The organism is Pseudomonas sp. AC112, from assembly GCF_979253545.1.
The window spans coordinates 2230748-2256340 of sequence record NZ_CEEDCM010000001.1 but is presented as its reverse complement, the minus strand read 5'-3'; the positions used below and the strand labels follow the sequence as shown (position 1 = coordinate 2256340).

General features: G+C 58.5%; 21 protein-coding genes. 9 read left to right on the top strand and 12 right to left on the bottom strand.

Annotated elements, in window-relative coordinates:
- Positions 1-4: 4 nt before the first annotated feature.
- Entirely contained in the window at positions 5-2443 is a 2439-nt protein-coding gene (locus AC0IYN_RS10445) for a TonB-dependent siderophore receptor (RefSeq protein ID WP_457247663.1), read from the top strand.
- 84 nt (positions 2444-2527) lie between these two features.
- Here the strand turns inward: AC0IYN_RS10445 and mnmE are convergent, their stop codons facing one another.
- From mnmE to rpmH, 5 genes are all read right to left on the bottom strand, one after another.
- Entirely contained in the window at positions 2528-3898 is a 1371-nt protein-coding gene (mnmE, locus tag AC0IYN_RS10440; protein WP_406596201.1) for a tRNA uridine-5-carboxymethylaminomethyl(34) synthesis GTPase MnmE, read from the bottom strand.
- Between the two features lie 79 nt (positions 3899-3977).
- Positions 3978-5660 carry a membrane protein insertase YidC gene (gene yidC / locus AC0IYN_RS10435; RefSeq protein ID WP_078050839.1) on the bottom strand — a complete coding sequence of 561 codons (1683 nt, stop codon included), beginning with the start codon at positions 5658-5660 and terminating at the stop codon, positions 3978-3980.
- Between the two features lie 2 nt (positions 5661-5662).
- Complete coding sequence (gene yidD, locus AC0IYN_RS10430) at positions 5663-5908, bottom strand: membrane protein insertion efficiency factor YidD (protein ID WP_003213574.1); 246 nt, start codon at positions 5906-5908, stop codon at positions 5663-5665.
- Positions 5901-6308 carry a ribonuclease P protein component gene (gene rnpA / locus AC0IYN_RS10425; protein ID WP_471844767.1) on the bottom strand — a complete coding sequence of 136 codons (408 nt, stop codon included), beginning with the start codon at positions 6306-6308 and terminating at the stop codon, positions 5901-5903. The genes yidD and rnpA overlap by 8 nt, the downstream gene beginning before the upstream one ends.
- Before the next feature lie 13 nt (positions 6309-6321).
- Entirely contained in the window at positions 6322-6456 is a 135-nt protein-coding gene (rpmH, locus tag AC0IYN_RS10420) for a 50S ribosomal protein L34 (protein ID WP_003213577.1), read from the bottom strand.
- Between the two features lie 585 nt (positions 6457-7041).
- Between rpmH and dnaA the strand changes: the two genes are divergently transcribed.
- Genes dnaA through gyrB form a run of 4 tightly spaced genes read left to right on the top strand, consistent with a single transcriptional unit; the run spans position 7042 to position 13250 of the window.
- On the top strand, positions 7042-8562 hold the full coding sequence (dnaA, locus tag AC0IYN_RS10415) for a chromosomal replication initiator protein DnaA (RefSeq protein ID WP_406596200.1): 1521 nt from the start codon (positions 7042-7044) through the stop codon (positions 8560-8562).
- A gap of 38 nt (positions 8563-8600) precedes the next feature.
- A complete protein-coding gene (gene dnaN / locus AC0IYN_RS10410) occupies positions 8601-9704 on the top strand; it encodes a DNA polymerase III subunit beta (protein ID WP_010207719.1) in 1104 nt (367 codons plus the stop codon).
- A gap of 20 nt (positions 9705-9724) precedes the next feature.
- The gene (gene recF, locus AC0IYN_RS10405) at positions 9725-10828 is read left to right on the top strand and encodes a DNA replication/repair protein RecF (RefSeq protein ID WP_406596199.1); all 1104 of its coding nucleotides are present in this window, start codon (positions 9725-9727) and stop codon (positions 10826-10828) included.
- Between the two features lie 4 nt (positions 10829-10832).
- On the top strand, positions 10833-13250 hold the full coding sequence (gene gyrB / locus AC0IYN_RS10400; protein ID WP_078046197.1) for a DNA topoisomerase (ATP-hydrolyzing) subunit B: 2418 nt from the start codon (positions 10833-10835) through the stop codon (positions 13248-13250).
- 106 nt (positions 13251-13356) lie between these two features.
- Here gyrB and AC0IYN_RS10395 read toward each other — a convergent pair whose 3' ends face one another.
- The gene (locus tag AC0IYN_RS10395) at positions 13357-14079 is read right to left on the bottom strand and encodes a response regulator transcription factor (RefSeq protein WP_457232087.1); all 723 of its coding nucleotides are present in this window, start codon (positions 14077-14079) and stop codon (positions 13357-13359) included.
- A 350-nt stretch (positions 14080-14429) separates the two neighbouring features.
- Here AC0IYN_RS10395 and AC0IYN_RS10390 point away from each other — a divergent pair, with 350 nt between their 5' ends.
- Together AC0IYN_RS10390 and AC0IYN_RS10385 are read left to right on the top strand one after the other, a co-directional pair.
- Positions 14430-15302, top strand: coding sequence for a FecR family protein (locus AC0IYN_RS10390; RefSeq protein WP_406596261.1), 873 nt, complete (start codon positions 14430-14432; stop codon positions 15300-15302).
- A gap of 3 nt (positions 15303-15305) precedes the next feature.
- The gene (locus tag AC0IYN_RS10385) at positions 15306-17585 is read left to right on the top strand and encodes a CHASE2 domain-containing protein (RefSeq protein ID WP_458376144.1); all 2280 of its coding nucleotides are present in this window, start codon (positions 15306-15308) and stop codon (positions 17583-17585) included.
- Between the two features lie 181 nt (positions 17586-17766).
- Here the strand turns inward: AC0IYN_RS10385 and AC0IYN_RS10380 are convergent, their stop codons facing one another.
- The 4 genes from AC0IYN_RS10380 to glyQ form a co-directional block, all read right to left on the bottom strand.
- Positions 17767-18537 (bottom strand): lysophospholipid acyltransferase family protein, encoded by a 771-nt coding sequence (locus tag AC0IYN_RS10380; RefSeq protein ID WP_457239513.1) that lies wholly within the window; start codon positions 18535-18537, stop codon positions 17767-17769.
- A gap of 82 nt (positions 18538-18619) precedes the next feature.
- On the bottom strand, positions 18620-19156 hold the full coding sequence (gmhB, locus tag AC0IYN_RS10375) for a D-glycero-beta-D-manno-heptose 1,7-bisphosphate 7-phosphatase (RefSeq protein ID WP_016978727.1): 537 nt from the start codon (positions 19154-19156) through the stop codon (positions 18620-18622).
- A gap of 2 nt (positions 19157-19158) precedes the next feature.
- Positions 19159-21213 carry a glycine--tRNA ligase subunit beta gene (glyS, locus tag AC0IYN_RS10370; RefSeq protein WP_406596194.1) on the bottom strand — a complete coding sequence of 685 codons (2055 nt, stop codon included), beginning with the start codon at positions 21211-21213 and terminating at the stop codon, positions 19159-19161.
- On the bottom strand, positions 21210-22163 hold the full coding sequence (gene glyQ / locus AC0IYN_RS10365; RefSeq protein WP_003187265.1) for a glycine--tRNA ligase subunit alpha: 954 nt from the start codon (positions 22161-22163) through the stop codon (positions 21210-21212). Before glyQ ends, glyS begins: the two co-directional genes overlap by 4 nt.
- A gap of 81 nt (positions 22164-22244) precedes the next feature.
- On the opposite strand from glyQ, the gene AC0IYN_RS10360 reads away from it, so the two are divergent.
- Both AC0IYN_RS10360 and AC0IYN_RS10355 read left to right on the top strand, forming a co-directional pair.
- Complete coding sequence (locus tag AC0IYN_RS10360) at positions 22245-22802, top strand: DNA-3-methyladenine glycosylase I (protein ID WP_406596193.1); 558 nt, start codon at positions 22245-22247, stop codon at positions 22800-22802.
- Positions 22803-22842: 40 nt separating this feature from the next.
- Entirely contained in the window at positions 22843-23730 is an 888-nt protein-coding gene (locus tag AC0IYN_RS10355; protein WP_406596192.1) for a lysophospholipid acyltransferase, read from the top strand.
- Between the two features lie 130 nt (positions 23731-23860).
- Here AC0IYN_RS10355 and AC0IYN_RS10350 read toward each other — a convergent pair whose 3' ends face one another.
- A complete protein-coding gene (locus AC0IYN_RS10350) occupies positions 23861-24172 on the bottom strand; it encodes a hypothetical protein (protein ID WP_406596191.1) in 312 nt (103 codons plus the stop codon).
- 42 nt (positions 24173-24214) lie between these two features.
- The gene (gene trkA / locus AC0IYN_RS10345; RefSeq protein ID WP_065875588.1) at positions 24215-25588 is read right to left on the bottom strand and encodes a Trk system potassium transporter TrkA; all 1374 of its coding nucleotides are present in this window, start codon (positions 25586-25588) and stop codon (positions 24215-24217) included.
- Between the last annotated feature and the right edge of the window lie 5 nt (positions 25589-25593).

Sequence of the window (25593 nt, the reverse complement as noted above, 5' to 3'; positions counted from 1 at the left end):
ACTTATGCGCCTCCCTTCCAAGCTCCGCCAGCGACTTTCCTACCACGGTATGACGTGCAGCCTGCTACTCGGCACGGCAGCCACCGGCGTTATTGTGTTATCCACTGATGTCCTGGCCGCCAGCGCGGTGCAGCACTACGCTATTGCGGCGGGCCCCCTGGACAATGCGTTGAGCCAATTTGCCGCTCGGGCGAATGTGATTCTATCTTTCTCGCCCCAGCAAACCGCGCGTTTGAACTCGACCGGGCTTGAAGGCGATTATTCGGTAGAACAAGGCTTTGCGCTGTTGCTGCAGAACTCGGGGTTACAAGCGGTAGCCCAGGCGCCCGGCAGTTATGTCCTGCAGGCCATTCCTGCTGGGCAACTCACGCTTGCGCCCACCACGGTCAGCACTTATCAACAGGAAGGTTTCAGCCAGGAGATCGCCGGGGATGTGGGCTACAAGGCACAAAACAGCCGCGTCGGTACCAAGACCAGTACGCCTCTGTCAGAAACACCGCGTTCGGTATCCGTGGTCACCAGCCAGCGCATCAAGGACCAGAAGTCGCAGACCCTGACGGAAGTATTGGGCTACGTGCCAGGTATCTTTGCGCCACCCTTTGCTGCCGGCGACGGTCTGGCCGGTGACCTGTTCTTCATTCGTGGTTTCAATGCCACCGATTACGGCTACGGTTTGCTGCGAGATGGCCTACGTGTACAAGGCAATCGGTATGACACCACCAGTGAGCCGTATGGCCTGGAGCGCGTCGAAATCTTCCGTGGCCCCTCTTCCCTGCTCTACGGCGAAAACGCACCTGGCGGTTTGGTGAACCTGGTGAGCAAGCACCCGACAGCCACGCCGCAAGGTGAAGTCCAGCTGGGGTATGGCTCGAATAATCGGCGTCAGCTGGGTGTGGATATCTCGGGGCCGCTCAATGACAGCGGCAATATTCTTGGTCGAGTTGTGATGCTCGGTCGAAAATCCGACACGCAGACCGACCATGTGCCAGATGATCGCCTGTACATCGCGCCATCACTGACCCTCAATTTCGACGACTACAACACCCTTACCCTGTTGGCTAATTATCAAAAGGACCACACCAATCTCGAACTTGGCCTACCGGCCGCCGGCACCTTGCTGACGAATCCCAATGGCAAGCTGTCCAAGCACACCATGCTCGGCGACCCGGACTGGAACACATTTGAACGTGAAGCCTGGAGCACCGGTTACGAATTCAGCCACAGCTTCAACGACGATTGGCAGTTCCGCCAGAACTCGCGGTATATGCAGTCGCGCATCAACCGCCATGAAACCTGGCCCAGCGCCCTGAATAACCGCGGGTTTGGTACGCAACTGAACATGACCGCCTATGACCGCTACAACAAGTCGATGGTGTATTCCCTGGATAACCAGTTGGAAGGCAAATTCCAGGTGGGCGGCCTGGAAAACACAGTGCTGTTGGGTGCCAGCTATGACCGCACTTCGTTCAATCAGGATTGGGACGCCGGTTTCGCCGGCACCATCAATGTGTATAACCCCGTGTATCTACGTGATCCGCTTACGCCGGTGGCGGTGCAAAACACCTTGCTCGAGCAGCAGATGAAGGGCGTTTATGCACAGATCCAGAGCAAGTACGACCACTGGCTGTTCCTGCTGGGTGGCCGTCAGGACTGGGTCGACAGCGATTTCCGCGACAAGGTCAACAAGGCCAGTAACACTGGCTCGGAAGACCGCAAGTTCACCTACCAAGGCGGGGTGATGTACCAGTTCGACAACGGCCTGACGCCGTACGTCAGCTACTCCACCGCCTTTGTGCCGGTGCAGCAGATCTCCAATGCCGGGTCACCGCTGAAGCCGATTACCAGCAGTCAGTACGAAGTGGGTGTGAAGTACGAGCCTATCGGCTGGGATACGGCGATGACCCTGTCGGTGTATGACCTGCGCAAGGAAGACGACACCTACCTCGACGCCACCACCAACAGCTATCGCCAGGTGGGCGAAAGCCGGGCCAAAGGTGCGGAAGTCGAGGTGAACAGCAACATCACCCCCAACCTGAATGTGACGGCCGCTTACACCTACACTGACGCTCGGATTACCAAGGATTCGGCTACATCGCTGGTCGAAGGGCACCAGATGACGGGGGTTCCACGCAACCAGGCTTCGGTATGGGGCAAGTACCGCTTCCTTGATGGCCAACTCAAAGGTTTGTCCCTGGGCGGCGGTGTGCGTTATTTCGACAGCACCTTTTCCTACACCGCGCCAACGCTATACGGGAAGTTGGATGCAGGAAGCGTCACCTTGGTGGATGCAGCCGTTGGCTATCAAATCGACAAACATTGGTCTGTGGATGTGAACGCCAAGAACCTGTTCGACAAGGAATATGTATCTGGTTGCAACGATGCGGGCCGCTGCTATTGGGGGGATAGCCGCACGCTGCTTGGGACGGTTTCGTACAACTGGTGATGGGTGAGGGCCTGAAGAATGTGGTTTTCTTCAGGCCGCTATCACTGCCAAGCCAGTGCCTACAGGGCGTGTGGATAACTTTTTTTATTTGCCGATGCAGAAACTGGAAAAGATCCGGCCCAACAAATCATCGGAGCTGAATGCACCGGTGATCTCTCCCAACAGCTGCTGCGCCTGACGGAGATCCTCTGCCAGCAGCTCCCCTGCTCCCGCTAAGGTCAACTGTGCCCGACCGTGCTCCAACGCTGCGCTCGCGTGGCGCAACGCCTCCAGGTGCCTACGGCGCGCACTGAAGCTGCTTTCCGAAGTCTGCTCGTAGCCCATACAGGCCTTGAGGTGCTCGCGCAGCAGTTCCAGGCCTTCACCCGCCGACTTGGCGCTCAGGCTGATCGTGACGTGGCCATCCGCGCTGGTTTCCATCGCAATGGCTTCACCCGTCAGGTCGGCTTTGTTACGAATCAAGGTGACCTTGGCCGGGTCTGGCCGTTGCTCAAGGAATTCCGGCCACAACGCGAAAGGATCAACAGCCTCGGGCGCCGTCGCATCCACCACCAGCAGGACTCGATCCGCTTCTCCGATGGCCTTGAGCGCGCGTTCCACGCCGATCTTTTCCACCTGGTCATCGGTGTCGCGCAAACCGGCGGTGTCGACCACGTGCAGTGGCATGCCGTCGATGTGGATATGTTCGCGCAGGATATCCCGGGTGGTGCCGGCGATCTCTGTAACAATGGCGGCCTCACGCCCCGCCAGCGCATTCAACAGACTGGATTTGCCTGCATTGGGCCGTCCAGCAATCACCACGGTCATGCCGTCACGCAGCAGCGCACCTTGCCCGGCTTCACGCAGCACTGTGGATAACTCATCACGGACTTTATCGAGCATCGCCAATACATGGCCATCGGCGAGGAAATCGATTTCTTCCTCGGGAAAATCAATCGCCGCCTCGACGTATATGCGTAGGCTGATCAGTTGTTCGGTCAGGTTATGCACACGCAGCGAGAACGCGCCCTGCAGCGAGCGCAGTGCGTTGCGTGCAGCCTGTGCAGAACTGGCCTCGATCAAATCAGCAATGGCCTCAGCCTGGGCCAGGTCGAGCTTGTCGTTGAGAAAGGCGCGTTCGCTGAACTCCCCAGGCCTGGCCAAGCGGCAGCCCAGTTGCAGGCAACGCTGCAGCAGCATATCCAGCACGACCGGGCCGCCGTGGCCCTGCAATTCCAGGACATCTTCCCCGGTAAAGGAATTGGGCCCAGGGAAATAAAGGGCCAAGCCTTCGTCCAGCACCGTTTCATCTGCATCCAGGAATGGCCCGTAATGGGCATATCGCGGCTTTAACTCACGGCCGCTGATAGCCTCAGCCGCCTTGCCGGCGAGCGGTCCGGAGATACGAACGATACCGACACCGCCGCGACCTTGAGCGGTAGCGACAGCAGCGATGGTTTCACGAGGAGCGCTCATCAGCAGGTTCCAGAACTAAAGTGACGAAAAGCAAAACGCCCCACTAGGGGGCGTCTTGAGTGGTTATCCACAGAGTAAATTACGCCGCGGCTTTTGCGGTAGCCGCTTCGATTTTACGTGTGATGTACCACTGTTGAGAGATCGACAACACGTTGTTGACCACCCAGTACAGCACCAGACCAGCAGGGAACCACAGGAAGAAGAAGGTGAAGATGATTGGCATCATTTTCATTACCTTGGCCTGCATCGGATCCGGCGGAGTCGGGTTCAAGCGCTGCTGGATAAACATGGTCGCGCCCATGATGATCGGCAGGATAAAGAACGGGTCCTTGATCGACAGGTCAGTTATCCACAGCATGAACGGGGCCTGGCGCATTTCCACGCTTTCCAGGAGAACCCAGTACAGCGACAGGAACACCGGCATTTGCACAAGAATCGGCAAGCATCCACCCAGCGGGTTGATCTTCTCTTTCTTGTACAGCTCCATCATGGCCTGCGACATTTTCTGCCGATCATCGCCATGTTGTTCTTTCAGCGCCGCCAGTTTCGGTGCTACGGCACGCATGCGCGCCATCGACTTGTAGCTGGCTGCCGACAGCGGGAAGAAGATCCCTTTGATCAGCATGGTCAGGAAGATGATCGAGAAGCCCCAGTTACCCACAATGCTGTGGATATGTTGCAGCAACCAGAAAATCGGCTGGGCGATGAACCACAGGAAGCCGTAATCCACAGTCAGTTCCAGACCTGGGGACAACTCTTTCAGCACAGCCTGGCTTTTCGGGCCGGCGTACAGAGTAGCGCTGGTTTCAGCCTTGGCACCGGGTGCGACGGTCAACGCCGGGCCAGTAAAGCCAATGATGTAGTTGCCCTGGCTGTCCTTGCGGGTTTGAACCAGGTTTGCATCACCCTTGTTCGGGATCCAGGCGGTCACGAAGTAGTGTTGCAGCCAGGCTACCCAACCACCTTGGACGGTTTCTTTCAGCGAGCCCTTGTCGATGTCTTTCATCGACACTTTTTTGTACGGCTCGTTACTTGTCCACAGGGCAGCGCCCAGGTAAGTCGCGGTGCCGGTGGCAGTGCTGGAAGAAGGATCGGAACTGGCGTCACGCTTGAGCTGGGCAAACAGGTTGCCGCTCCATGGCTTGTCGCTTTCGTTGTCGATCAGGTAAGTGACCTTCAAGTCGTACAGACCACGGGTGAAGCTGAAGCGCTTGATGTAATTGACGCCGTCGAGGCTGAATTTCAGGTCGACGTTCAACTGGTTCTGGCCATCAGCCAGTTGATAAGTCTTTTGTTCGGTCGAATAAACCGGACGACCGGTAGCACGTGCATCCGGACCATTGGTGCCGGTCAGGCCGCTTTGCGCCAGATAAGTACGTTCACCACCGTTATCGAACAGTTGGAACGGAACATCCGGATGGTCTTGGCGACGTGGATACAGCGGCAGTTTCAACTGCGCGATATCACCACCTTGTGGGTCGATAGCCAGGTCGAGCACATCCGTTTTGACGTGGATGAGGTCTTTATTGGTGACCACTGGCGTTTCTAAAGGGGCGCTTGTCTCGCCATTCGCGCTGGGAACATCGGCACTCGCGGACGCATTGTTACCCAGCGGGGTGTCCGGAATAGCCGGCGCAGCCTGGTTGGTAGCAACATTCTGAGTCGGCAGGGCAGCCTGGCCGTAGTCCTGGTTCCACTTAAGAACCATGACGTAGGACACGATTGCCAGGGCGACGATCAGGATCGTGCGTTTAATATCCATGATTACTCGGCCATCGAAGAAGAACGGGAGGTAGGGATAGGTGGAACCGGGTCATAACCACCGGGATTCCACGGATGACAGCGACCTAAACGACGAAAGGTCAGCCAGCCACCGCGCAGAAGACCATGGTTTTCTATGGCCTCTAACGCGTAGCAGGAACAACTGGGGTAGAAACGACAGTGGTTGGCCATCAGAGGACTAATGGCATAGCGATAAAACTGGATCGGAACGAGGGCCAGTTTACGCATCAAGGCTGTCTACCCCTACAGTTTCGGTGCCGACTGCTGGTGCTGGCTTGTTGGTACGCGCCAAACGTTTCCAGAGCTTGCCGAAATGCTGAATCAATTCGGGGTTTTCTACGTCCCCCAAGCCTTTGCGCGCGACGATAACAATATCCCAACCAACCAGAGTGTCCTGGTGGAGGCGAAACGATTCGCGCATCAGACGCTTGAGGCGATTGCGCTCAACGGAGAGCTTTACGCTCTTCTTGCCGATCACCAACCCAAGTCGGGGGTGATCAAGATCGTTGTTACGCGCAAGGAGCAGGAGATTTTTCCCCGGAACCTTGCCGGTGGGGGAGTCAAAGACTGCCTTGAAATGCCGGGGGGTTAGCAGACGCTTTTCCCGACTGAAGTCCTGACTCACCACCAGTACCGGATTATCAAACTGCCAGACGCGCACGACCTTTGGCGCGACGACGCGACAGGACAGCACGGCCGTTCTTGGTAGCCATGCGAGCACGGAAGCCGTGGGTGCGGGCGCGTTTGATGGTGCTTGGTTGGAAAGTACGTTTCATGGCGTTGTTACCTGGTTCGTCCACAACGGGCCGGAATGGCCCCCGTTTTAAGAGACCGGCGATTCTAGTGAAAGCAAGCCTCTAGGTCAATTTCCAACCAGCTTTTCCTTTAATTAGATCTCCACAGGCCATCCGGTCATTTCTGTCCGCCAGGCTTCTACCGGTCGTGGAATAGATATAAAAATAAAGAAGGAAGTTATTTAAAGCTTTTCTGTAAAGCTTATAAAAGCTAGGCAGGCCTTCCTCTGTGGATAACTGCCTTGAGGCCATGTTCCACCTGATGTACAGAGAATGACAACACGGGGGAGAAACGGTGCTCTGCCTGTGCTGCGCTGTCGGATAAGCTGTGTGTGGAATGGCTTGTTATCCACAGGACAGTTACCCACAGACTTTCGACCCCACTTGTACAACGACCTTAGATAGGCTTATCCACAGAGCTTATGCACAGACCATTGGTCGCCTTTATTACCGTTAAGACATTGATTTTGGCCGGCCTGTGATCAAGCTACATGTGGATAAGTGGGCGGCTCGCCGCTACAATGGCGGCTGTTTTTGCCTCACCGGCTTTCAACTTAGGGGATATCCGTGTCAGTGGAACTTTGGCAGCAGTGCGTGGAGCTTTTGCGCGATGAGCTGCCTGCCCAGCAATTCAACACCTGGATCCGTCCGCTACAGGTCGAAGCCGAAGGCGACGAGTTGCGTGTCTACGCGCCCAATCGTTTTGTTCTCGACTGGGTCAACGAGAAGTACCTGAGCCGCGTTCTCGAATTGCTCGACGAACATGGCAACGGACTCGCGCCCGTGCTCTCCTTGTTAATAGGCAGCAAACGCAGCTCCGCTCCTCGCGCTGCGCCGAACGCGCCATTGGCGGCGAGTGCCTCGCAGGCACAGGCAGCAGCAGCGCCTGTTAATAACTCGCCAGCACCGGTGGCCCAGACGGCTTCGAAATCCGCGTCGCAGAAAAACGCGCCCATAAATGAAGAGCCGTCCCGCGACAGCTTCGACCCGATGGCAGGCGCAAGCTCCCAGCAGGCTCCGGTCCGCGCCGAGCAGCGCACCGTGCAGGTCGAAGGCGCGCTCAAGCACACCAGCTACCTGAACCGTACGTTCACCTTCGAGAACTTCGTCGAAGGTAAATCCAACCAACTGGCTCGTGCAGCCGCCTGGCAGGTAGCCGATAACCCCAAGCATGGTTACAACCCGCTCTTCCTTTACGGCGGCGTTGGCTTGGGTAAGACCCACTTGATGCACGCTGTGGGTAACCACCTATTAAAGAAGAACCCGAACGCCAAGGTTGTGTACCTGCACTCGGAGCGCTTCGTGGCTGACATGGTCAAGGCCTTGCAGCTCAACGCGATCAACGAGTTCAAGCGGTTCTACCGCTCGGTTGATGCGTTGCTGATCGATGACATTCAATTCTTTGCCCGCAAAGAGCGTTCCCAGGAAGAGTTTTTCCACACCTTCAACGCCCTGCTCGAAGGTGGCCAACAGGTCATCTTGACCAGCGACCGTTACCCGAAAGAAATCGAAGGCCTCGAAGAACGCCTTAAATCGCGCTTCGGTTGGGGCCTGACCGTTGCGGTAGAGCCGCCGGAGTTGGAAACCCGGGTCGCGATCCTGATGAAAAAGGCCGATCAGGCCAAAGTCGATTTGCCGCACGATGCAGCGTTCTTCATCGCCCAGCGTATTCGCTCCAACGTGCGTGAGCTGGAAGGCGCGCTCAAGCGCGTGATTGCGCATTCGCACTTCATGGGCCGCGACATCACCATCGAGCTGATCCGCGAATCCCTCAAAGACTTGTTGGCACTGCAGGACAAACTGGTGAGTGTGGATAACATCCAGCGCACCGTGGCCGAGTACTACAAAATCAAGATTTCCGACCTGCTGTCCAAGCGCCGCTCGCGCTCGGTGGCACGTCCTCGTCAGGTGGCCATGGCCCTCTCTAAGGAGTTGACCAACCACAGCCTGCCGGAAATCGGTGATGTGTTTGGCGGGCGCGACCACACCACGGTCTTGCACGCGTGCCGCAAGATCAACGAACTTAAGGAATCCGACGCGGATATTCGCGAGGACTACAAGAACCTGCTGCGTACACTGACAACTTGATGACACCAGCGCAGCTTATTAAGGCAAGGGACTAGACCATGCATTTCACCATTCAACGCGAAGCCCTGTTGAAACCCCTGCAACTGGTCGCAGGCGTCGTCGAGCGCCGACAGACCTTGCCGGTGCTCTCCAACGTATTGCTGGTTGTCGAAGGCCAGCAATTGTCCCTGACCGGTACCGACCTGGAAGTCGAGCTGGTCGGTCGTGTTCAGCTGGAAGAGCCCGCCGAGCCGGGCGAGATCACTGTGCCAGCGCGCAAGCTGATGGATATCTGCAAAAGCCTACCGAACGATGCGCTGATCGACATCAAGGTTGATGAAGCGAAATTGGTCGTCAAGGCCGGTCGCAGCCGTTTCACCCTGTCCACTTTGCCGGCGAATGATTTCCCGACCGTTGAAGAAGGCCCGGGCTCGCTGACCTGCAGCCTGGAGCAGAGCAAGCTGCGTCGCTTGATAGAGCGCACTAGCTTCGCCATGGCCCAGCAGGACGTGCGTTACTACCTCAACGGCATGCTGCTGGAAGTGTCGGAAGGCATCATCCGCGCCGTGGCTACAGACGGTCACCGCCTGGCGATGTGCTCGATGCGCGCCGATATCGGCCAGCCAGACCGTCACCAGGTGATCGTGCCACGCAAGGGTATCCTTGAGCTGGCGCGCCTGCTCACTGAGCCGGAAGGCAACGTCAGCATCGTGTTGGGTCAGCACCATATTCGCGCCACCACCGGTGAGTTCACCTTCACTTCCAAGCTGGTGGACGGCAAATTCCCGGATTACGAGCGCGTGCTGCCTAAAGGTGGCGACAAGCTGGTTCTCGGTGATCGTCAGGCACTGCGCGAAGCGTTTAGCCGTACCGCGATTCTTTCCAACGAAAAGTACCGCGGTATCCGTCTGCAACTGGCCAACGGTCAGTTGAAGATCCAGGCGAACAACCCGGAGCAGGAAGAAGCGGAAGAAGAAGTGGGTGTCGACTACAACGGCGGTTCGCTGGAGATCGGCTTCAACGTGAGTTACCTGCTGGACGTGCTGGGTGTGATGACCACCGAGCAGGTTCGCCTGATTCTTTCGGACTCCAACAGCAGCGCCCTGGTGCAGGAATCCGACAACGACGACTCGGCTTACGTTGTCATGCCGATGCGCCTGTAACCATGCTCAGCAGAAGCTAGATGTCCCTCAGTCGCGTCTCGGTCACCGCGGTGCGCAATCTGCACCCGGTGACCTTCTCCCCCTCCCCCCGCATCAATATCCTCCACGGCGCCAACGGCAGTGGCAAAACCAGCGTGCTGGAAGCCATTCACTTGTTGGGGCTTGCCCGTTCCTTTCGCAGTGCGCGCTTGTTACCGGTCATCCAGTATGAGCAGTTGGCATGCACGGTATTTGGCCAGGTTGAACTGGCAGAAGGTGGGCACAGCAGCCTGGGGATTTCCCGTGATCGCAGCGGAGAGTTCCAAATCCGCATTGACGGGCAAAATGCTCGCAGTGCTGCGCAGCTGGCGGAGATCCTGCCGCTGCAATTGATCAACCCCGACAGTTTTCGTCTGTTGGAAGGTGCACCAAAAATTCGCAGACAATTCCTCGATTGGGGAGTGTTCCACGTGGAACCCAGGTTCATGGCCACGTGGCAGCGCTTGCAGAAGGCCCTGCGGCAGCGGAACTCATGGCTGCGGCATGGTACACTTGACGCCGCTTCGCAAGCGGCCTGGGACCGGGAATTGTGCCTGGCCAGCGACGAAATAGATGAATACCGCCGTGCTTACATCAAAGCCTTGAAACCAGTCTTTGAGCAGACCTTGAGTGAATTGTTGGATCTCGAGGGACTGACGCTGAGTTACTACCGGGGTTGGGACAAAGAGCGTGAGCTGAGTGCAGTGCTCGCAACGTCCTTGCAGCGGGATCAGCAAATTGGCCATACCCAAGCCGGCCCCCAGCGAGCTGATTTGCGCCTTAGGTTAGGCGCTCACAATGCTGCGGACATCTTGTCCCGTGGCCAGCAGAAGTTGGTGGTGTGTGCATTGCGGATCGCCCAGGGCCATCTGGTTAGCCAGGCCCGACGTGGACAGTGTATTTATCTGGTGGATGACTTGCCGTCTGAGCTCGACGAGCAACACCGCCGCGCGCTATGCCGCTTGTTGGAAGAATTACGCTGCCAGGTGTTTATCACCTGTGTAGACCACGAATTATTGAGGGAAGGCTGGCAGACGGAAACGCCAGTCGCTTTGTTCCACGTGGAACAAGGCCGTATCACCCAGACCCACGACCATCGGGAGTGAAGGCATGAGCGAAGAAAACACGTACGACTCGACCAGCATTAAAGTGCTGAAAGGTTTGGATGCCGTACGCAAACGTCCCGGTATGTACATTGGCGACACTGATGACGGTAGCGGTCTGCACCACATGGTGTTCGAGGTGGTCGACAACTCCATCGACGAAGCTCTGGCCGGTCACTGCGACGACATCAGCATTATCATCCACCCGGATGAGTCGATTACCGTACGCGACAACGGTCGCGGCATTCCGGTAGACGTGCACAAAGAAGAAGGCGTTTCGGCGGCAGAGGTCATCATGACCGTGCTCCACGCTGGCGGTAAGTTCGACGACAACTCCTATAAGGTCTCCGGCGGTTTGCACGGTGTGGGCGTTTCGGTAGTGAACGCACTGTCCGAAGAGCTGATCCTGACTGTTCGCCGCAGCGGCAAGATCTGGGAGCAGACCTACGTTCATGGCGTTCCACAAGAACCGATGAAAATCGTCGGCGACAGTGAAACCACCGGCACCCAGATCCACTTCAAGCCATCGGCAGAAACCTTCAAGAATATTCACTTCAGCTGGGACATCCTGGCCAAGCGTATTCGTGAATTGTCCTTCCTCAACTCCGGTGTGGGTATCGTCCTCAAGGATGAGCGCAGCGGCAAGGAAGAGCTGTTCAAGTACGAAGGCGGTTTGCGTGCATTCGTTGAATACCTGAACACCAACAAGACTGCGGTCAACCAGGTGTTCCACTTCAATATCCAGCGTGAAGACGGCATTGGCGTGGAAATCGCCCTGCAGTGGAACGACAGTTTCAACGAGAACCTGTTGTGCTTCACCAACAACATTCCTCAGCGCGATGGCGGTACTCACCTGGTGGGTTTCCGTTCGGCACTGACGCGTAACCTGAACACCTACATCGAAGCCGAAGGCCTGGCGAAGAAGCATAAAGTTGCCACCACCGGTGACGATGCCCGCGAAGGCTTGACTGCGATTATCTCGGTCAAAGTACCGGATCCGAAGTTCAGCTCCCAGACCAAAGACAAGCTGGTGTCTTCCGAAGTGAAGACCGCAGTGGAGCAGGAGATGGGCAAGTACTTCTCCGACTTCCTGCTGGAGAACCCGAACGAAGCCAAGTTGGTCGTCGGTAAGATGATCGACGCTGCACGTGCCCGTGAAGCCGCGCGTAAGGCCCGTGAAATGACCCGTCGTAAAGGCGCGTTGGACATTGCCGGCCTGCCGGGCAAACTCGCTGACTGCCAGGAGAAGGACCCTGCCCTCTCCGAACTGTACTTGGTGGAAGGTGACTCTGCTGGCGGTTCCGCCAAGCAGGGTCGTAACCGTCGCACCCAGGCCATCCTGCCGTTGAAGGGTAAGATCCTCAACGTCGAGAAAGCGCGCTTCGACAAGATGATTTCTTCTCAGGAAGTTGGCACTTTGATCACGGCGCTGGGCTGCGGTATTGGTCGTGACGAGTACAACATCGACAAGCTGCGTTATCACAACATCATCATCATGACCGATGCTGACGTCGACGGTTCGCACATCCGTACCCTGCTGCTGACCTTCTTCTTCCGTCAGTTGCCGGAGCTGATCGAGCGCGGTTATATCTACATCGCCCAACCGCCGTTGTACAAAGTGAAAAAAGGCAAGCAAGAGCAATACATCAAAGACGACGACGCCATGGAAGAGTACATGACGCAGTCGGCCCTGGAAGATGCCAGCCTGCACTTGAACGACGAAGCGCCGGGTATCTCCGGTGAGGCGTTGGAGCGTCTGGTTAACGATTTCCGCATGGTCATGAAGACCCTCAAGCGTCTGTCGCGCCTGTACCCGCAGGAGCTGACCGAGCACTTCATCTACCTGCCTTCCGTGAGCCTGGAGCAATTGGGTGATCACGCCCACATGCAGAATTGGCTGGCTCAATACGAAACCCGCCTGCGCACTTCGGAGAAGTCCGGCCTGGTGTATAAAGCCAGCCTGCGTGAAGACCGTGAACGTAACGTCTGGCTGCCAGAGGTCGAACTGATCTCCCACGGCCTGTCTAACTACGTCACCTTCAACCGCGACTTCTTCGGCAGCAATGACTACAAGACCGTGGTTACCCTGGGCGCGCAACTGAGCACCCTGCTGGACGATGGTGCTTATATTCAGCGTGGCGAACGCAAGAAGCAGGTCAAGGAATTCAAGGAAGCCCTCGACTGGTTGATGGCCGAAAGCACCAAGCGTCACACCATCCAGCGATACAAAGGTTTGGGCGAAATGAACCCGGATCAGCTATGGGAAACCACCATGGACCCGGCTCAGCGTCGTATGCTGCGCGTGACCATCGAAGACGCCATTGGCGCGGACCAGATCTTCAACACCCTCATGGGTGATGCGGTCGAACCTCGTCGTGACTTCATCGAGAGCAATGCACTGGCGGTGTCTAACCTGGACTTCTGATTCAGGCAAACAGCCAAACCAAAAAAGGCCAACGCTAAGCGTTGGCCTTTTTTATTGGGCGGTGTTCAGTGATCTAGAAATTGCTCCACGTGGAACATCAGCGTTTTTAGCTTTCCGATACAGCCGCCACGCTCTCCAATCGGTACCCATAGCCGTAGATGGTCAGCAGCTGCCAACCGCGATCGGCGGTGAGCCCCAGCTTGTTGCGCAACCGGTAGATATGCGTATCCAGCGGACGTGAGGACACCATTTCTTCATGGGTCCAGAACCGTTCGTAGAGGTACTCGCGAGACAGTGGCCGCGCCAAATTGGCAAATAAGCAACTGGCCAGGCGGTACTCTCGCTCGGTCAGGTTGATGGGTTTACCCGCGCGGGTGACGGTCAATTCCGCGTCATCGAAGGTCAGGTCGTTGAAGCTCTGCACTTCATGGTTGGCGGATTTCTGCAGGCCGTGGCGACGCAGAACCGCCGTGACCCTCGCCTTCAGTTCATTGGGGCGAAAGGGTTTGCTGACGTAGTCATCGGCACCGCTGTTCAGCGCAGTGACGATATCGCTCTCGGCGTCACGGCTGGTGAGCATGATGACGGCAGGAGGCGACTCCATGTGTTCGCGGGTCCAGCGTAGCAATGCAATCCCGGTGATATCGGGCAATTGCCAGTCGAGTATCAACAGGTCGAACGTTTCCCGGCGCAGTTGGCGAAGCAGGTCTTCACCGCGTTCGAAGCAATGCAGGGTCCAGGGGTGTTCGGCGGTGCTGGGGATTTGTCGCAGTGTCTGTTCCACCCGGCGCAGTTCCGCGGGTTCGTCATCCAGTATTGCGACACGCATGGGTGGGTCCTTTCTACTTAAAGAGTACGGCAGCCGACGGCCTGGTGTTATTGATGGGCACGTACTGCGCAGATGCCGGCCGTTGAATCTGAAGAATTGTGCTCAGATTCGTCGACCCCTTGGATCTCTCGGTACGCTGGGATCAATGAGGGGGGGACCCACTGAAAGTCCTCGCAACCGATGTGGGAAAGATACCGGCTCCCGACCATAAGGAAAAGGATCAGCCGACGCATGCGCTGTCGTAAACTCCTGTGCGCTGATAGCCGACGCCCTCTGGAACCCCAACCTTGATGAGCCTCATGATCCTTTCACCGAACCGCTTACGTCGCGCCCTCCCCCCATTGCTGATCATGGCGGTCGGCTCTGTGGGGGCTGCCGCCAAGAATCGTTCGCCTTACATTGATGACGATTTTCTGTGCCGAGCCCAGCCTTTACCGGCAGTGGTTCAGCACCTCACCGGGGAAGCGTGGAAACTCGATACCAAAGGCAAGGCAAGCCCGTTGCTGGAAGGCATGACCATTGATGAACAGGAAGGTGTAAAGACATCGGCGTCGGCGTTCGTCAGCTTGTTGCTGGGTGACGGATCCCGGGTGGTATTACCTTCCAGTTCCCAGGTGCGACTGCATCTGGAAAAGAAGCAGTCTATTCCCCAGGTTGTACTCGATCAGGGCCAGGCGGAAGCGTATGTGATCAAGCGCACCAGCGAGCATGACCGTTTCCAGATCGTCACCCCCGTGGGTGTGCTGGGTGTACGAGGCACGCACTTTCGGGTGCGTAACGACACTGAGCAAGCGGTACTCGAAGTGTTGGACGGTCAGGTCGCCGTCAATCGCGAGCCAGAGACCCGGACCGTGGAACAGGAGGTCAACGTGGGCGCCCGGCAAGGTTTGCTGTTCAAGAAACACGGTGATTTGAAACCCGTTGAGTTGCTCACCGCACCGAAGCTCGTGGGGCAGGATGGCCAAAAGGGCGATGCGCCGGTCTGGAGTCTGTACCTTCGGCCACTGCCGGGTGCCCAGCGGTACCGCGCCCAAGTCGCCATTGACAGAGCCTTTATGAATATCAAGCAGGAAAACTTTTCCAGCACGCCGAAAATGAGCTTCACTGGGCTCAAAGCCTCGTTCTATCACGTGCGCTTGTCGGCATACGATGAAAACGGCCTGGAGGGAGAAACCGGGGTTTATGACATCTTCTACTACCCACCCACCGCCCAGGCACGCTGACCTATGAAGCTTTGGGGCCAGGCCGAGAAACGCCAACCTACCCATGCCCAGCGCCTGTTTCACGGCTTAGTGCGCGAGTGGCTGTGGATTGGCTTGCTGCTATTGCCGATCACCGCTTACCTGTCCTTGAGCCCAGGCCTGGCGCTGAATAACCCGCTGTATGACAGCCTGCGCCGCCTCACGCCGCTACCGGTAGACCCGCGTATCCTGCTGGTGACCATCGACGACCCCAGCCTGAAAAAGCTTGGCCAATGGCCCTGGCCGCGCAGTTTGCATGCTGACCTGATCGATCGTCTCAATGCGGCACAACCGGCGGGTATCCTGTTCGACGTGATCTTCAGTGAAGCCGGCGACCCGACCAATGACAAACGCCTGGCAGAGGCGGTCTGCAATGCCGGCAATGTGTTGCTGCCGCTGGTGCGTGAGGGCACGGCGAGCTATAGCCAACCCGGCGCACAGATGCAGCCGCTGCTTAAATGTGCCAAGGGTGTGGGCCACATCAATGTGGAGGCCGACAACGACGGTGTGGTCCGCAGCCTGTACCTGCGTGAAGGTCCGCCAGACGCCACGGCGCCCCAACTGGCTTGGCTGGCCTACGAGATGAGTGGCGAGTTGTCAGAGATGCCGGGTGAGCCTCTGCAGACGGTCCCCCAACACTGGCACCGTGAACACTCGATCCGCATCCCATTCATCGCACCACACACCCATTTTCCTAGCGTGTCCTACGTCAGCGTACTGCGCGGTGAAGTACCGCCCGAGCAGTTGCGCGGTCGCCTGATTTTGGTGGGGTCAACGGCTTCAGGCTTGGGCGATCGTTTTGTCACGCCGCTGTCCTCCACGGTTGGCACCACCGCAGGTGTGGAGATACAAGCCAACGTACTCAATGGCTTGCTTCAAGGCCGCAGCATTGTCGATTTGCCGGGATGGCTCGCGGCGCTTATGGCGACGTCCCTGGTGGCATTGCTGTTGGGCTTGCTGCTCTACCGTCCGCGCTACGCGTTGTGGGTGACCCTGGGCTGCATGTCTGCCGCGTTGCTGGGTTCCTTGGCCCTGTTGCGCCTGGGTCACTGGTGGTCGCCCGCAGCCTGTCTGATCGGTTTGCTGCTCAGTTACCTGATTTGGAACTGGCGTCGCCTCAGTGTGATTCTCGCTTACTTCGGCTGGGAACTGGCGCGCCTGGACAACGAACCCAAAGTCCTGCCCGAACGCCGCCGTGCGCCCGCCAGCAGGGGCGATGTCTTGCAGGCACGTATCTTTGCCCTGGAGCAGGCCGTTAGCCGCACGCGTGACACGCGGCGCTTTATGGCCGATGGCCTGGAATGCCTGCCGGTGGCAACGCTGATCACCGACCCCAAGGGCAATATTCTGTTGGCCAACCGCATCGCCCGTGACGTGTTCGGCAATGACCTTGTTACCGAAAACCTGCTGGAGCAGTTGGCCGACCTGGGCTACCCGCCGCTGCACAATGGCGTGCGCCCTGCCCTCTCGGCGCTGGAGTTGGTCGAGTTCCGGGATATCCACCAACGCAGCCTGCGCATGGAGCTGGCGCCCTTGTTGCCCGCCGAAGGCGATGTCGCACTGGGCTGGCTGCTGAGCCTGACGGACTTGAGCAAGGAGCGCGAAGCCCAGCAACATCGCGAGACGATGTTACGGTTCCTGTCCCACGACCTGCGTGCACCACACTCGGCGATCCTCGCGCTGCTGGATGTGCATAACAGTGAGTCGCCGGTGTTCGCCCAGATCGAACAGCAAGTTCGTCGCGCCTTGAGTCTCACGGAATCCTTTGTGCAACTGGCCAAGGCCGAGGCTGACGGTTACCAGTTCCAGCCAACATTGTTCGCCATGTTGGTCATGGATGCCTTTGACCAAGTCGCGTTGATTGCCCAGCTCAAGGGAATCCACCTAGTTCACGACCTTGATGAGGCCGATGAGGGCATGGTGTCTGCGGATCAGTCACTGCTCACGCGGGCGTTGTTCAACGTGATGGAGAACGCCATCAAGTATTCGCCCTCCGGCACCACTGTCCGGCTCAGACACAGCAGTGCGCAGGGCTGGTTGGAATGTCGTATCAGTGACCAGGGGCCTGGGATTGCGGCAGAGGACCTGCCCGAGCTGTTCAGCCAATACCGGCGCTTTGATTCCGCCCAGGGTAGTGAAGGTTTGGGGCTTGGACTGACCATGGTCAAAGCGGTGGTAGAGCGCCATGGTGGACGTATCAGCTGTGAAAGCGTGGTAGGCAAAGGCACCACGTTCAGCCTGCAATTGCCCCTGTTGGAAGACTGAGAAATCCTACTTTCTTGCTGTGCATAAAAAACCGGTCGCAAGGACCGGTTTTTTTTTGCGGAAAAACTTATGCACCTTTTCCGTGATTTTATGAGCTTAGGAAATATGTAATAAAATCAGATCCTTATTAGCCAAAAAGCGCAATTCGCCAACAAACCGTGCACAGGTTATCCACAGATGCTCAGATCACCGGCGTGTCCACCACAACGGGCTCAGGCGGCAGCGAACCCATGGCCCGTTGCTGTGCTTCATTCCAGGCCGCAGCACGGTCATTCAGCGCAGCAATCGCCCGTGGCCCTTCACCATCTGCGTACATCGGTTCGCCGATGACCACGGTGATGGTGCCTTCGCGTTTAGCCCAACCGGTTTTTGGCCAGAATTTTCCGGCGTTGTGGGCAATCGGCAGCACGGGCAGGTTGGCGTTAACGGCCAACGCCGTGCCGCCACGTGAGAACTTGCCTACGGTGCCGTAGGGCACACGAGTGCCTTCGGGGAAGATCAGCACCCAAACACCATCCTTGAGCAGCTCGTCGCCCTTCTTGGCCACGTGCTTGAGCGCGGCCTTGGGGTTATCACGGTCGATGGCGATCGGACGCAGCATGGCCATGGCCCAGCCGAAGAACGGCACATACAGCAACTCACGCTTGAGTACTTGGCTCAACGGCGAGAAGTACGCCGACAGGAAGAACGTCTCCCAGGTGCTCTGGTGGTTCGACAGAATCACGCAGGGCTGGTCCGGGACGTTTTCCGCTCCCTTGATCTCGAAGCGGATATTCAGGAACACCTTGGTCAGCCACAACGCGCAGCGGCACCAATAGACGTTGATAAAGCGATAGCGCGCCTTGAACGGCAGGAAGGGCGCGATAAAAAAGCTCAGGGTGCACCAGAGAAACGAACTGGTGCCCAACAGCAGGTAAAAGAAAAAGGTTCTGATGGCCTGCAAAATCGACATGGCGGCATTTACCGTTGCGGGACACGGCCCGCCTGCTAAAAGCGCACTCCCGAGCAATCCTTGTTCAGGAAGTCGAGGGTGGCTAGTTGTTGATAAGTTCTGCGGCAACGGCCGCCAGATCGTCAAAAATCAAGGTGCCTACCGGCAGGTTTTTCGCCTGGGTCTTTTCGCCTTTTCCGGTCTTAACCAAAACTGGCTGAGAGTCGACGGCTTTGGCCGCCTCCAGGTCACCGAGGCTGTCCCCGACGAACCATATCCCAGCTAACGGCACCTTGTAATGTTCTGCAATGGTTTTCAACATGCCGGGCTTGGGTTTGCGGCAATCGCAGCCCTCATCCGGCCCGTGGGGGCAATACACCACCAACCCCACTTCACCGCCCTGCTCGGCCACCAGCGTGCGCAAGCGCGCGTGCATGGCGTCCAGGGTGTCGATGTCGTAGTAACCACGGGCGATGCCGGACTGGTTGGTGGCGATGGCCACCGTCCAGCCGGCTTTGCTCAACTGCGCGATGGCCTCGATCGAGCCGGGCAGTGGAATCCACTCCGCCACCGACTTGATGTAAGCGTCGGAGTCGTAATTGATCACCCCGTCCCGATCGAGAATCAGCAGTTTCAACATGGTCAGCTCAGCGTCGAAATGTCAGCGATATTGACGAACAAGCCGCGCAGGCGCGCCAGCATCGCGTAGCGGTTTTTGCGCACGCCGGCATCGTCGGCATTGATCATCACGGCTTCAAAGAACGCATCCACCGGCTCACGCAAGGTCGCCAGGCGCGCCAGGGCTTCGGCGTAGTTGCGCTCGGCGATCAACGGTTTCACCGCGTTCTCAGCCTTGGCGATGGCCGAGTTCAGCGAAAACTCCTTGGCGTCTGCAAACAGGCCAGGGTCGACGTCGGCATTGCCCAGGCCTTCGGCCTTGCTCAGCAAGTTCGACACACGCTTGTTCACGGCGGCCAGGGCATCGGCTTCCGGCAGTTTGCGGAAGGCCTGCACGGCTTGTACGCGCTGGTCGAAGTCCAGCGCCGAACCCGGCTGCAGGGCACGTACCGACAGGTACACCGACACGTCCACGCCTTCGTCTTCGTAGCGCGCACGCAGTCGGTCAAACACGAACTCCAGCACTTGTTCGGCCAGGCCGGCTTGCTTGACCTTGGCACCGAACTGGCCGACGGCGAACACCACGGCCTGGGTCAGGTCGAGGTCGAGCTTCTTGTCGATGAGGATACGCAGCACGCCCAGGGCCGCACGGCGCAGGGCATACGGGTCTTTGCTGCCGGTTGGCAACATGCCGATACCGAAGATACCCACGAGGGTGTCCAGCTTGTCGGCGATCGCCACGGCTGCACCGGTCAGGGTGGTCGGCAGTTCAGCGCCGGCACCGCGTGGCATGTACTGCTCGTTCAGCGCCAGGGCAACATCGTCTGGCTCGCCGTCGTTGAGTGCGTAGTAGTAGCCGGCAACGCCTTGCATCTCCGGGAACTCGCCGACCATCTCGGTGGCCAGGTCGCACTTGGACAGCAAGCCTGCACGCGCAGCCCAGGCGGAATCGCCACCAATGCGTGGCGCAATGTAGGCGGCCAGCTTGGAGACTCGTACGGCCTTGTCGTAGACGCTGCCGAGTTTTTCCTGGAACACCACGTTCTGCAGGCGCAGGTTGAAGTCTTCCAGCTTCTGCTTCTTGTCTTGCTTGAAGAAGAACTCGGCGTCGGTCAGGCGCGGGCGAACGACTTTTTCGTTACCGGCGATGATCTGCTGCGGGTCCTTGCTCTCGATGTTGGCCACGGTGATGAAGCGCGGCAGCAACTTGCCGTCCACGTCCAGCAGGCAGAAATACTTCTGGTTGTCCTGCATGGTGGTGATCAGCGCTTCTTGCGGCACGTCGAGGAAACGTTCCTCGAACGAGCACACCAGCGGCACTGGCCACTCAACCAACGCCGTCACTTCGTCGAGCAGGCTTGGCGGCACGATGGCGGTGCCTTCCTGCAGGCGGGCCAGCTCTTCGGTGCGCTTGCTGATCAGCTCGCGACGCTCGTTGGCATCGGCCAGCACATAGGCGGCGCGCAGGTCGTTGAGGTAGTTGGCCGGCGACGTGATGCGTACGGCTTGCGGGTGGTGGAAGCGGTGGCCACGGGAATCACGACCGGCTTTCTGGGCGAGGAGGGTGCAGTCGATGACTTGATCACCGAGCAGCATCACCAGCCACTGGGTCGGACGCACGAACTCTTCCTTGCGAGCACCCCAGCGCATGCGCTTGGGAATCGGCAGGTCGTTCAGGGAATCTTCGACGATGGTCGGCAACAGGCTGGCGGTCGGCTTGCCGGTGATGACCTGGCTGAAACGCAGTTTCGGGCCGCTCTGGTCGATCTCGCTCAGTTCCACGCCGCACTTCTTGGCAAAACCAAGGGCGGCCTGGGTCGGGTTGCCATCGGCGTCGAACGCCGCCTGGCGCGGTGGGCCGTCGAGGTTGATGCTGCGGTCCGGCTGCTGGGTTTCCAGCGCGGTCAGCAACACGGCCAGGCGACGTGGCGCGGCGTAGACTTTTTTCGCTTCGAACTTCAGGCCAGCGCTGTGCAGGCCTTTTTCGATACCGGCCAGAAATGCGTCGGCCAGGGTATTGAGTGCCTTGGGTGGCAGCTCTTCGGTGCCCAGTTCAACCAGGAAATCTTGAGCACTCATTGTGCAGCCTCCAGCTTAGCCAACACTTCATCACGCAGGTCCGGGGTTGCCATCGGGAAGCCCAGCTTGGCGCGAGCCAGCAGGTAGGCTTGGGCGACGGAACGCGCCAGGGTGCGTACACGCAGGATGTATTGCTGGCGTGCGGTGACCGAGATGGCACGGCGCGCGTCCAGCAGGTTGAAGGTATGGGAGGCCTTCAACACCATTTCATAGCTCGGCAACGGCAGCGGCTGGTCGAGTTCGATCAGGCGCTTGGCTTCGCTTTCATAGAAGTCGAACAGTTCGAACAGTTTGTCGACGTTGGCGTGTTCGAAGTTGTAGGTGGACTGCTCCACTTCGTTCTGGTGGAACACGTCGCCATAGGTGACTTTGCCAAACGGACCGTCAGCCCACACCAGGTCGTAGACCGAGTCCACGCCCTGCAGGTACATGGCCAGGCGTTCGAGACCGTAGGTGATCTCGCCGGTCACCGGGTAGCACTCGATGCCACCGGCTTGCTGGAAGTAAGTGAACTGCGTCACTTCCATACCGTTGAGCCAGACTTCCCAGCCCAGGCCCCAGGCACCCAGGGTCGGCGATTCCCAGTTGTCTTCGACAAAACGGATGTCGTGGACCAGTGGGTCGAGGCCGACGTGTTTCAGCGAGCCCAGGTACAGTTCCTGGAAGTTGTCCGGGTTCGGCTTCAGTACCACCTGGAACTGGTAGTAGTGCTGCAGACGGTTCGGGTTTTCGCCGTAGCGGCCGTCAGTCGGGCGACGACTGGGCTGCACATAAGCGGCGTTCCAGGTTTCCGGGCCGATGGCCCGCAGGAATGTAGCGGTGTGGAAAGTGCCGGCGCCTACTTCCATATCGTAGGGCTGAAGTACCACACAACCTTGCTCGGCCCAGTATTGCTGGAGGGCGAGGATCAAGTCTTGGAAGGTACGCACGGCTGGCGTAGGCTGGCTCACGAAATTCACCTGTTACTTGGGCTGCGATTTAAAGAGCGGGAGTATACCCGATTCGGCCGCGCCACCATCCCCTGGAGCCTTATGCCACGCTGCTTTTGGTGTTCTGAAGATCCGCTGTACATGGCTTATCACGATCAGGAGTGGGGAACGCCGCTGCGCGATGCGCAGGGTTTGTTCGAGTTGCTTTTGCTCGAAGGGTTCCAGGCGGGCCTGTCCTGGATCACCGTTTTACGCAAACGCGAGCATTATCGAAAGGTCTTGTTTGGTTTTGATGCGCAGCGCTTGGCCCAACTGAGCGACGCCGAGATCGAAGCGCTGATGCTCGATCCGGGCATCGTGCGTAACCGCCTGAAACTCAATGCCACCCGACGCAATGCCGCCGCCTGGCTGGCGTTGGAGGACCCGGTGGGGTTGCTCTGGTCCTTCGTCGGCGGCACACCCAAGGTCAACCATTTCAAGGATCGCGGCGAAGTCCCGGCGATCACGCCTGAGGCCGAAGCGATGAGCAAGGCGCTGAAAAAAGCCGGCTTTACCTTTGTTGGCCCGACCATTTGCTACGCCTTCATGCAGGCCTCGGGCATGGTCATGGACCACACTCAGGACTGCGACCGTTACGCGGACTTGTCCAACGCCGGTTAGAATGCCGGCTTTGCGCACCACACACGATCAGGAGTGACCTGTGGAAAAGTTTAAAGGCGCCTTGCTGGTAGGCGCTCTCCGGCTGTTTGCCCTGCTGCCATGGCGCGCTGTCCAGGCCGTCGGCACGGCCATTGGCTGGATTATGTGGAAAACCCCCAATCGTTCCCGCGACACCGTGCGGATCAACCTCTCCAAATGCTTCCCGGACATGGACGCCGCTGAGCGCGAAGCGCTGGTCGGCCGCAGCCTGATGGACATCGGCAAGTCCCTGACCGAAAGCGCCTGCGCCTGGATCTGGCCGGCCCAGCGCTCCATTGACCTGGTGCGTGAAGTCGAAGGCCTGGAAGTGCTGCACGAAGCCCTCGCCTCGGGCAAAGGCGTGGTCGGCATCACCAGCCACCTGGGCAACTGGGAAGTGCTGAACCACTTCTATTGCAGCCAATGCAAACCGATCATTTTCTACCGCCCGCCCAAACTCAAGGCGGTGGACGAATTGCTGCGCAAGCAGCGCGTGCAATTGGGCAACCGTGTGGCCGCGTCGACCAAGGAAGGCATTCTCAGTGTGATCAAGGAAGTGCGCAAAGGCGGCCAGGTAGGTATCCCCGCCGACCCGGAGCCTGCCGAATCCGCCGGGATCTTCGTGCCATTCTTCGCCACCCAGGCGCTGACCAGCAAGTTCGTGCCGAACATGCTCGCCGGCCACAAGGCGGTGGGCGTGTTCCTGCATGCGCTGCGGCTCCCGGACGGTTCGGGTTACAAAGTGATCCTGGAAGCGGCGCCGGAAGACATGTACAGCACCGACACCGCCACGTCCTGCGCGGCGATGAGCAAGGTGGTGGAGCGGTATGTCGGCGCGTACCCGAGCCAGTACATGTGGAGCATGAAACGCTTCAAGAAGCGCCCGCCGGGTGAGGCGCGTTGGTATTGAGCCACCTCTGACTCAAGACCCATGAAGATCTAATGTGGGAGCTGGCTTGCCTGCGATGCAGGCAATTCAGTCTTTCAGTTAAACCGAGTTGATGCCATCGCAGGCAAGCCAGCTCCCACAAGGGATCGGCTCAAGGTTGGCGGTCGAGTTTCTTCAGGAACACCGTCATCTCTTTTTCGGCCTGTTTATCACCATGGGCCTGGGCCGCTTCAATGCCCTTCTCCCATGCCAGTCGCGCCGCCGCACGATCTTCCAAGCCCAACTGCGCCTTGCCGAGAAGCTTCCAAGCCGCCGAATACTTCGGATCAAACTCGACGCACTTCTGCAAATGCTCCGCCGCCTTGGCGTTTTCCTTCACGTCCAGATAACCCTTGCCCAAGCCAAATCGCAGTAGCGCGTTATCCACACCCTTGGCGAGCATTTTCTCCAGTGACTCAAGCATACAACCCCCCCTGTAGGAGCCGGCTTGCCGGCGATAGCGTCATCAGAAAAAACTCAGCCCCACATGGAACAACTTCTCCACATCGCGGATATGTTTCTTATCCACCAGAAACAGGATCACATGGTCCCCGGTTTCAATCACCGTATCGTCATGGGCGATGATCACTTCTTCATCACGAATGATCGCGCCAATGGTGGTGCCCGGCGGCAAGCCGATGTCGCGGATGGCCTTGCCGATCACTTTGCTCGACTTCGAGTCGCCGTGGGCAATCGCCTCGATGGCTTCCGCCGCGCCCCGGCGCAGGGAGTGCACGCTGACGATATCGCCACGGCGCACGTGGGCGAGCAAGGTGCCGATGGTGGCCAGTTGCGGGCTGATGGCGATGTCGATATCGCCACCCTGGATCAAGTCCACATAAGCCGGGTTGTTGATGATGGTCATCACCTTTTTCGCGCCCAGCCGCTTGGCCAGCAATGACGACATGATGTTGGCTTCGTCATCGTTGGTCAGGGCCAGGAAGATATCGGCGTCGGCGATGTTTTCTTCCATCAGCAGGTCGCGGTCCGAGGCGCTGCCTTGCAGTACGACGGTGCTGTCGAGGGTATCGGACAAATGCCGGCAACGTGCCGGGCTCATCTCGATGATCTTGACCTGGTAGCGGCTTTCGATGGCTTCGGCCAAGCGCTCGCCGATCTGCCCTCCCCCCGCGATGACGATGCGTTTGTAGGTCTCGTCGAGGCGGCGCATTTCGCTCATGACTGCGCGAATATTCGCCTTGGCGGCGATGAAAAATACTTCGTCGTCAGCCTCGATCACCGTATCGCCCTGGGGCAGGATCGGGCGGTCACGACGGAAAATCGCGGCTACGCGGGTTTCCACATTGGGCATGTGCTCGCGCAACTGACGCAGTTGCTGCCCCACAAGTGGGCCGCCGTAATAGGCCTTTACCGCGACCAGTTGCGCCTTGCCGCCGGCAAAGTCGATCACCTGGAGGGCGCCGGGGATTTCGATCAGGCGCTTGATGTAATGGGTGACCACTTGTTCCGGGCTGATCAGCACGTCGACGGGAATCGCGTCGTTGTCGAACAGGCCGGCGCGGGTCAGGTAGGCCGCTTCACGTACACGGGCGATTTTGGTCGGGGTGTGGAACAGGGTGTGGGCGACCTGGCAGGCGACCATGTTGGTTTCGTCGCTGTTGGTCACGGCGACGAGCATGTCGGCATCGTCGGCGCCGGCCTGGCGCAGCACGGTTGGAAACGACGCGCGACCCTGCACCGTGCGGATGTCCAGGCGGTCGCCGAGGTTGCGCAGGCGCTCGGCATCAGTGTCGACCACGGTGATGTCGTTGGCTTCACTGGCCAAATGTTCGGCCAGCGTACCGCCGACCTGCCCTGCCCCAAGGATGATGATTTTCATCCGGT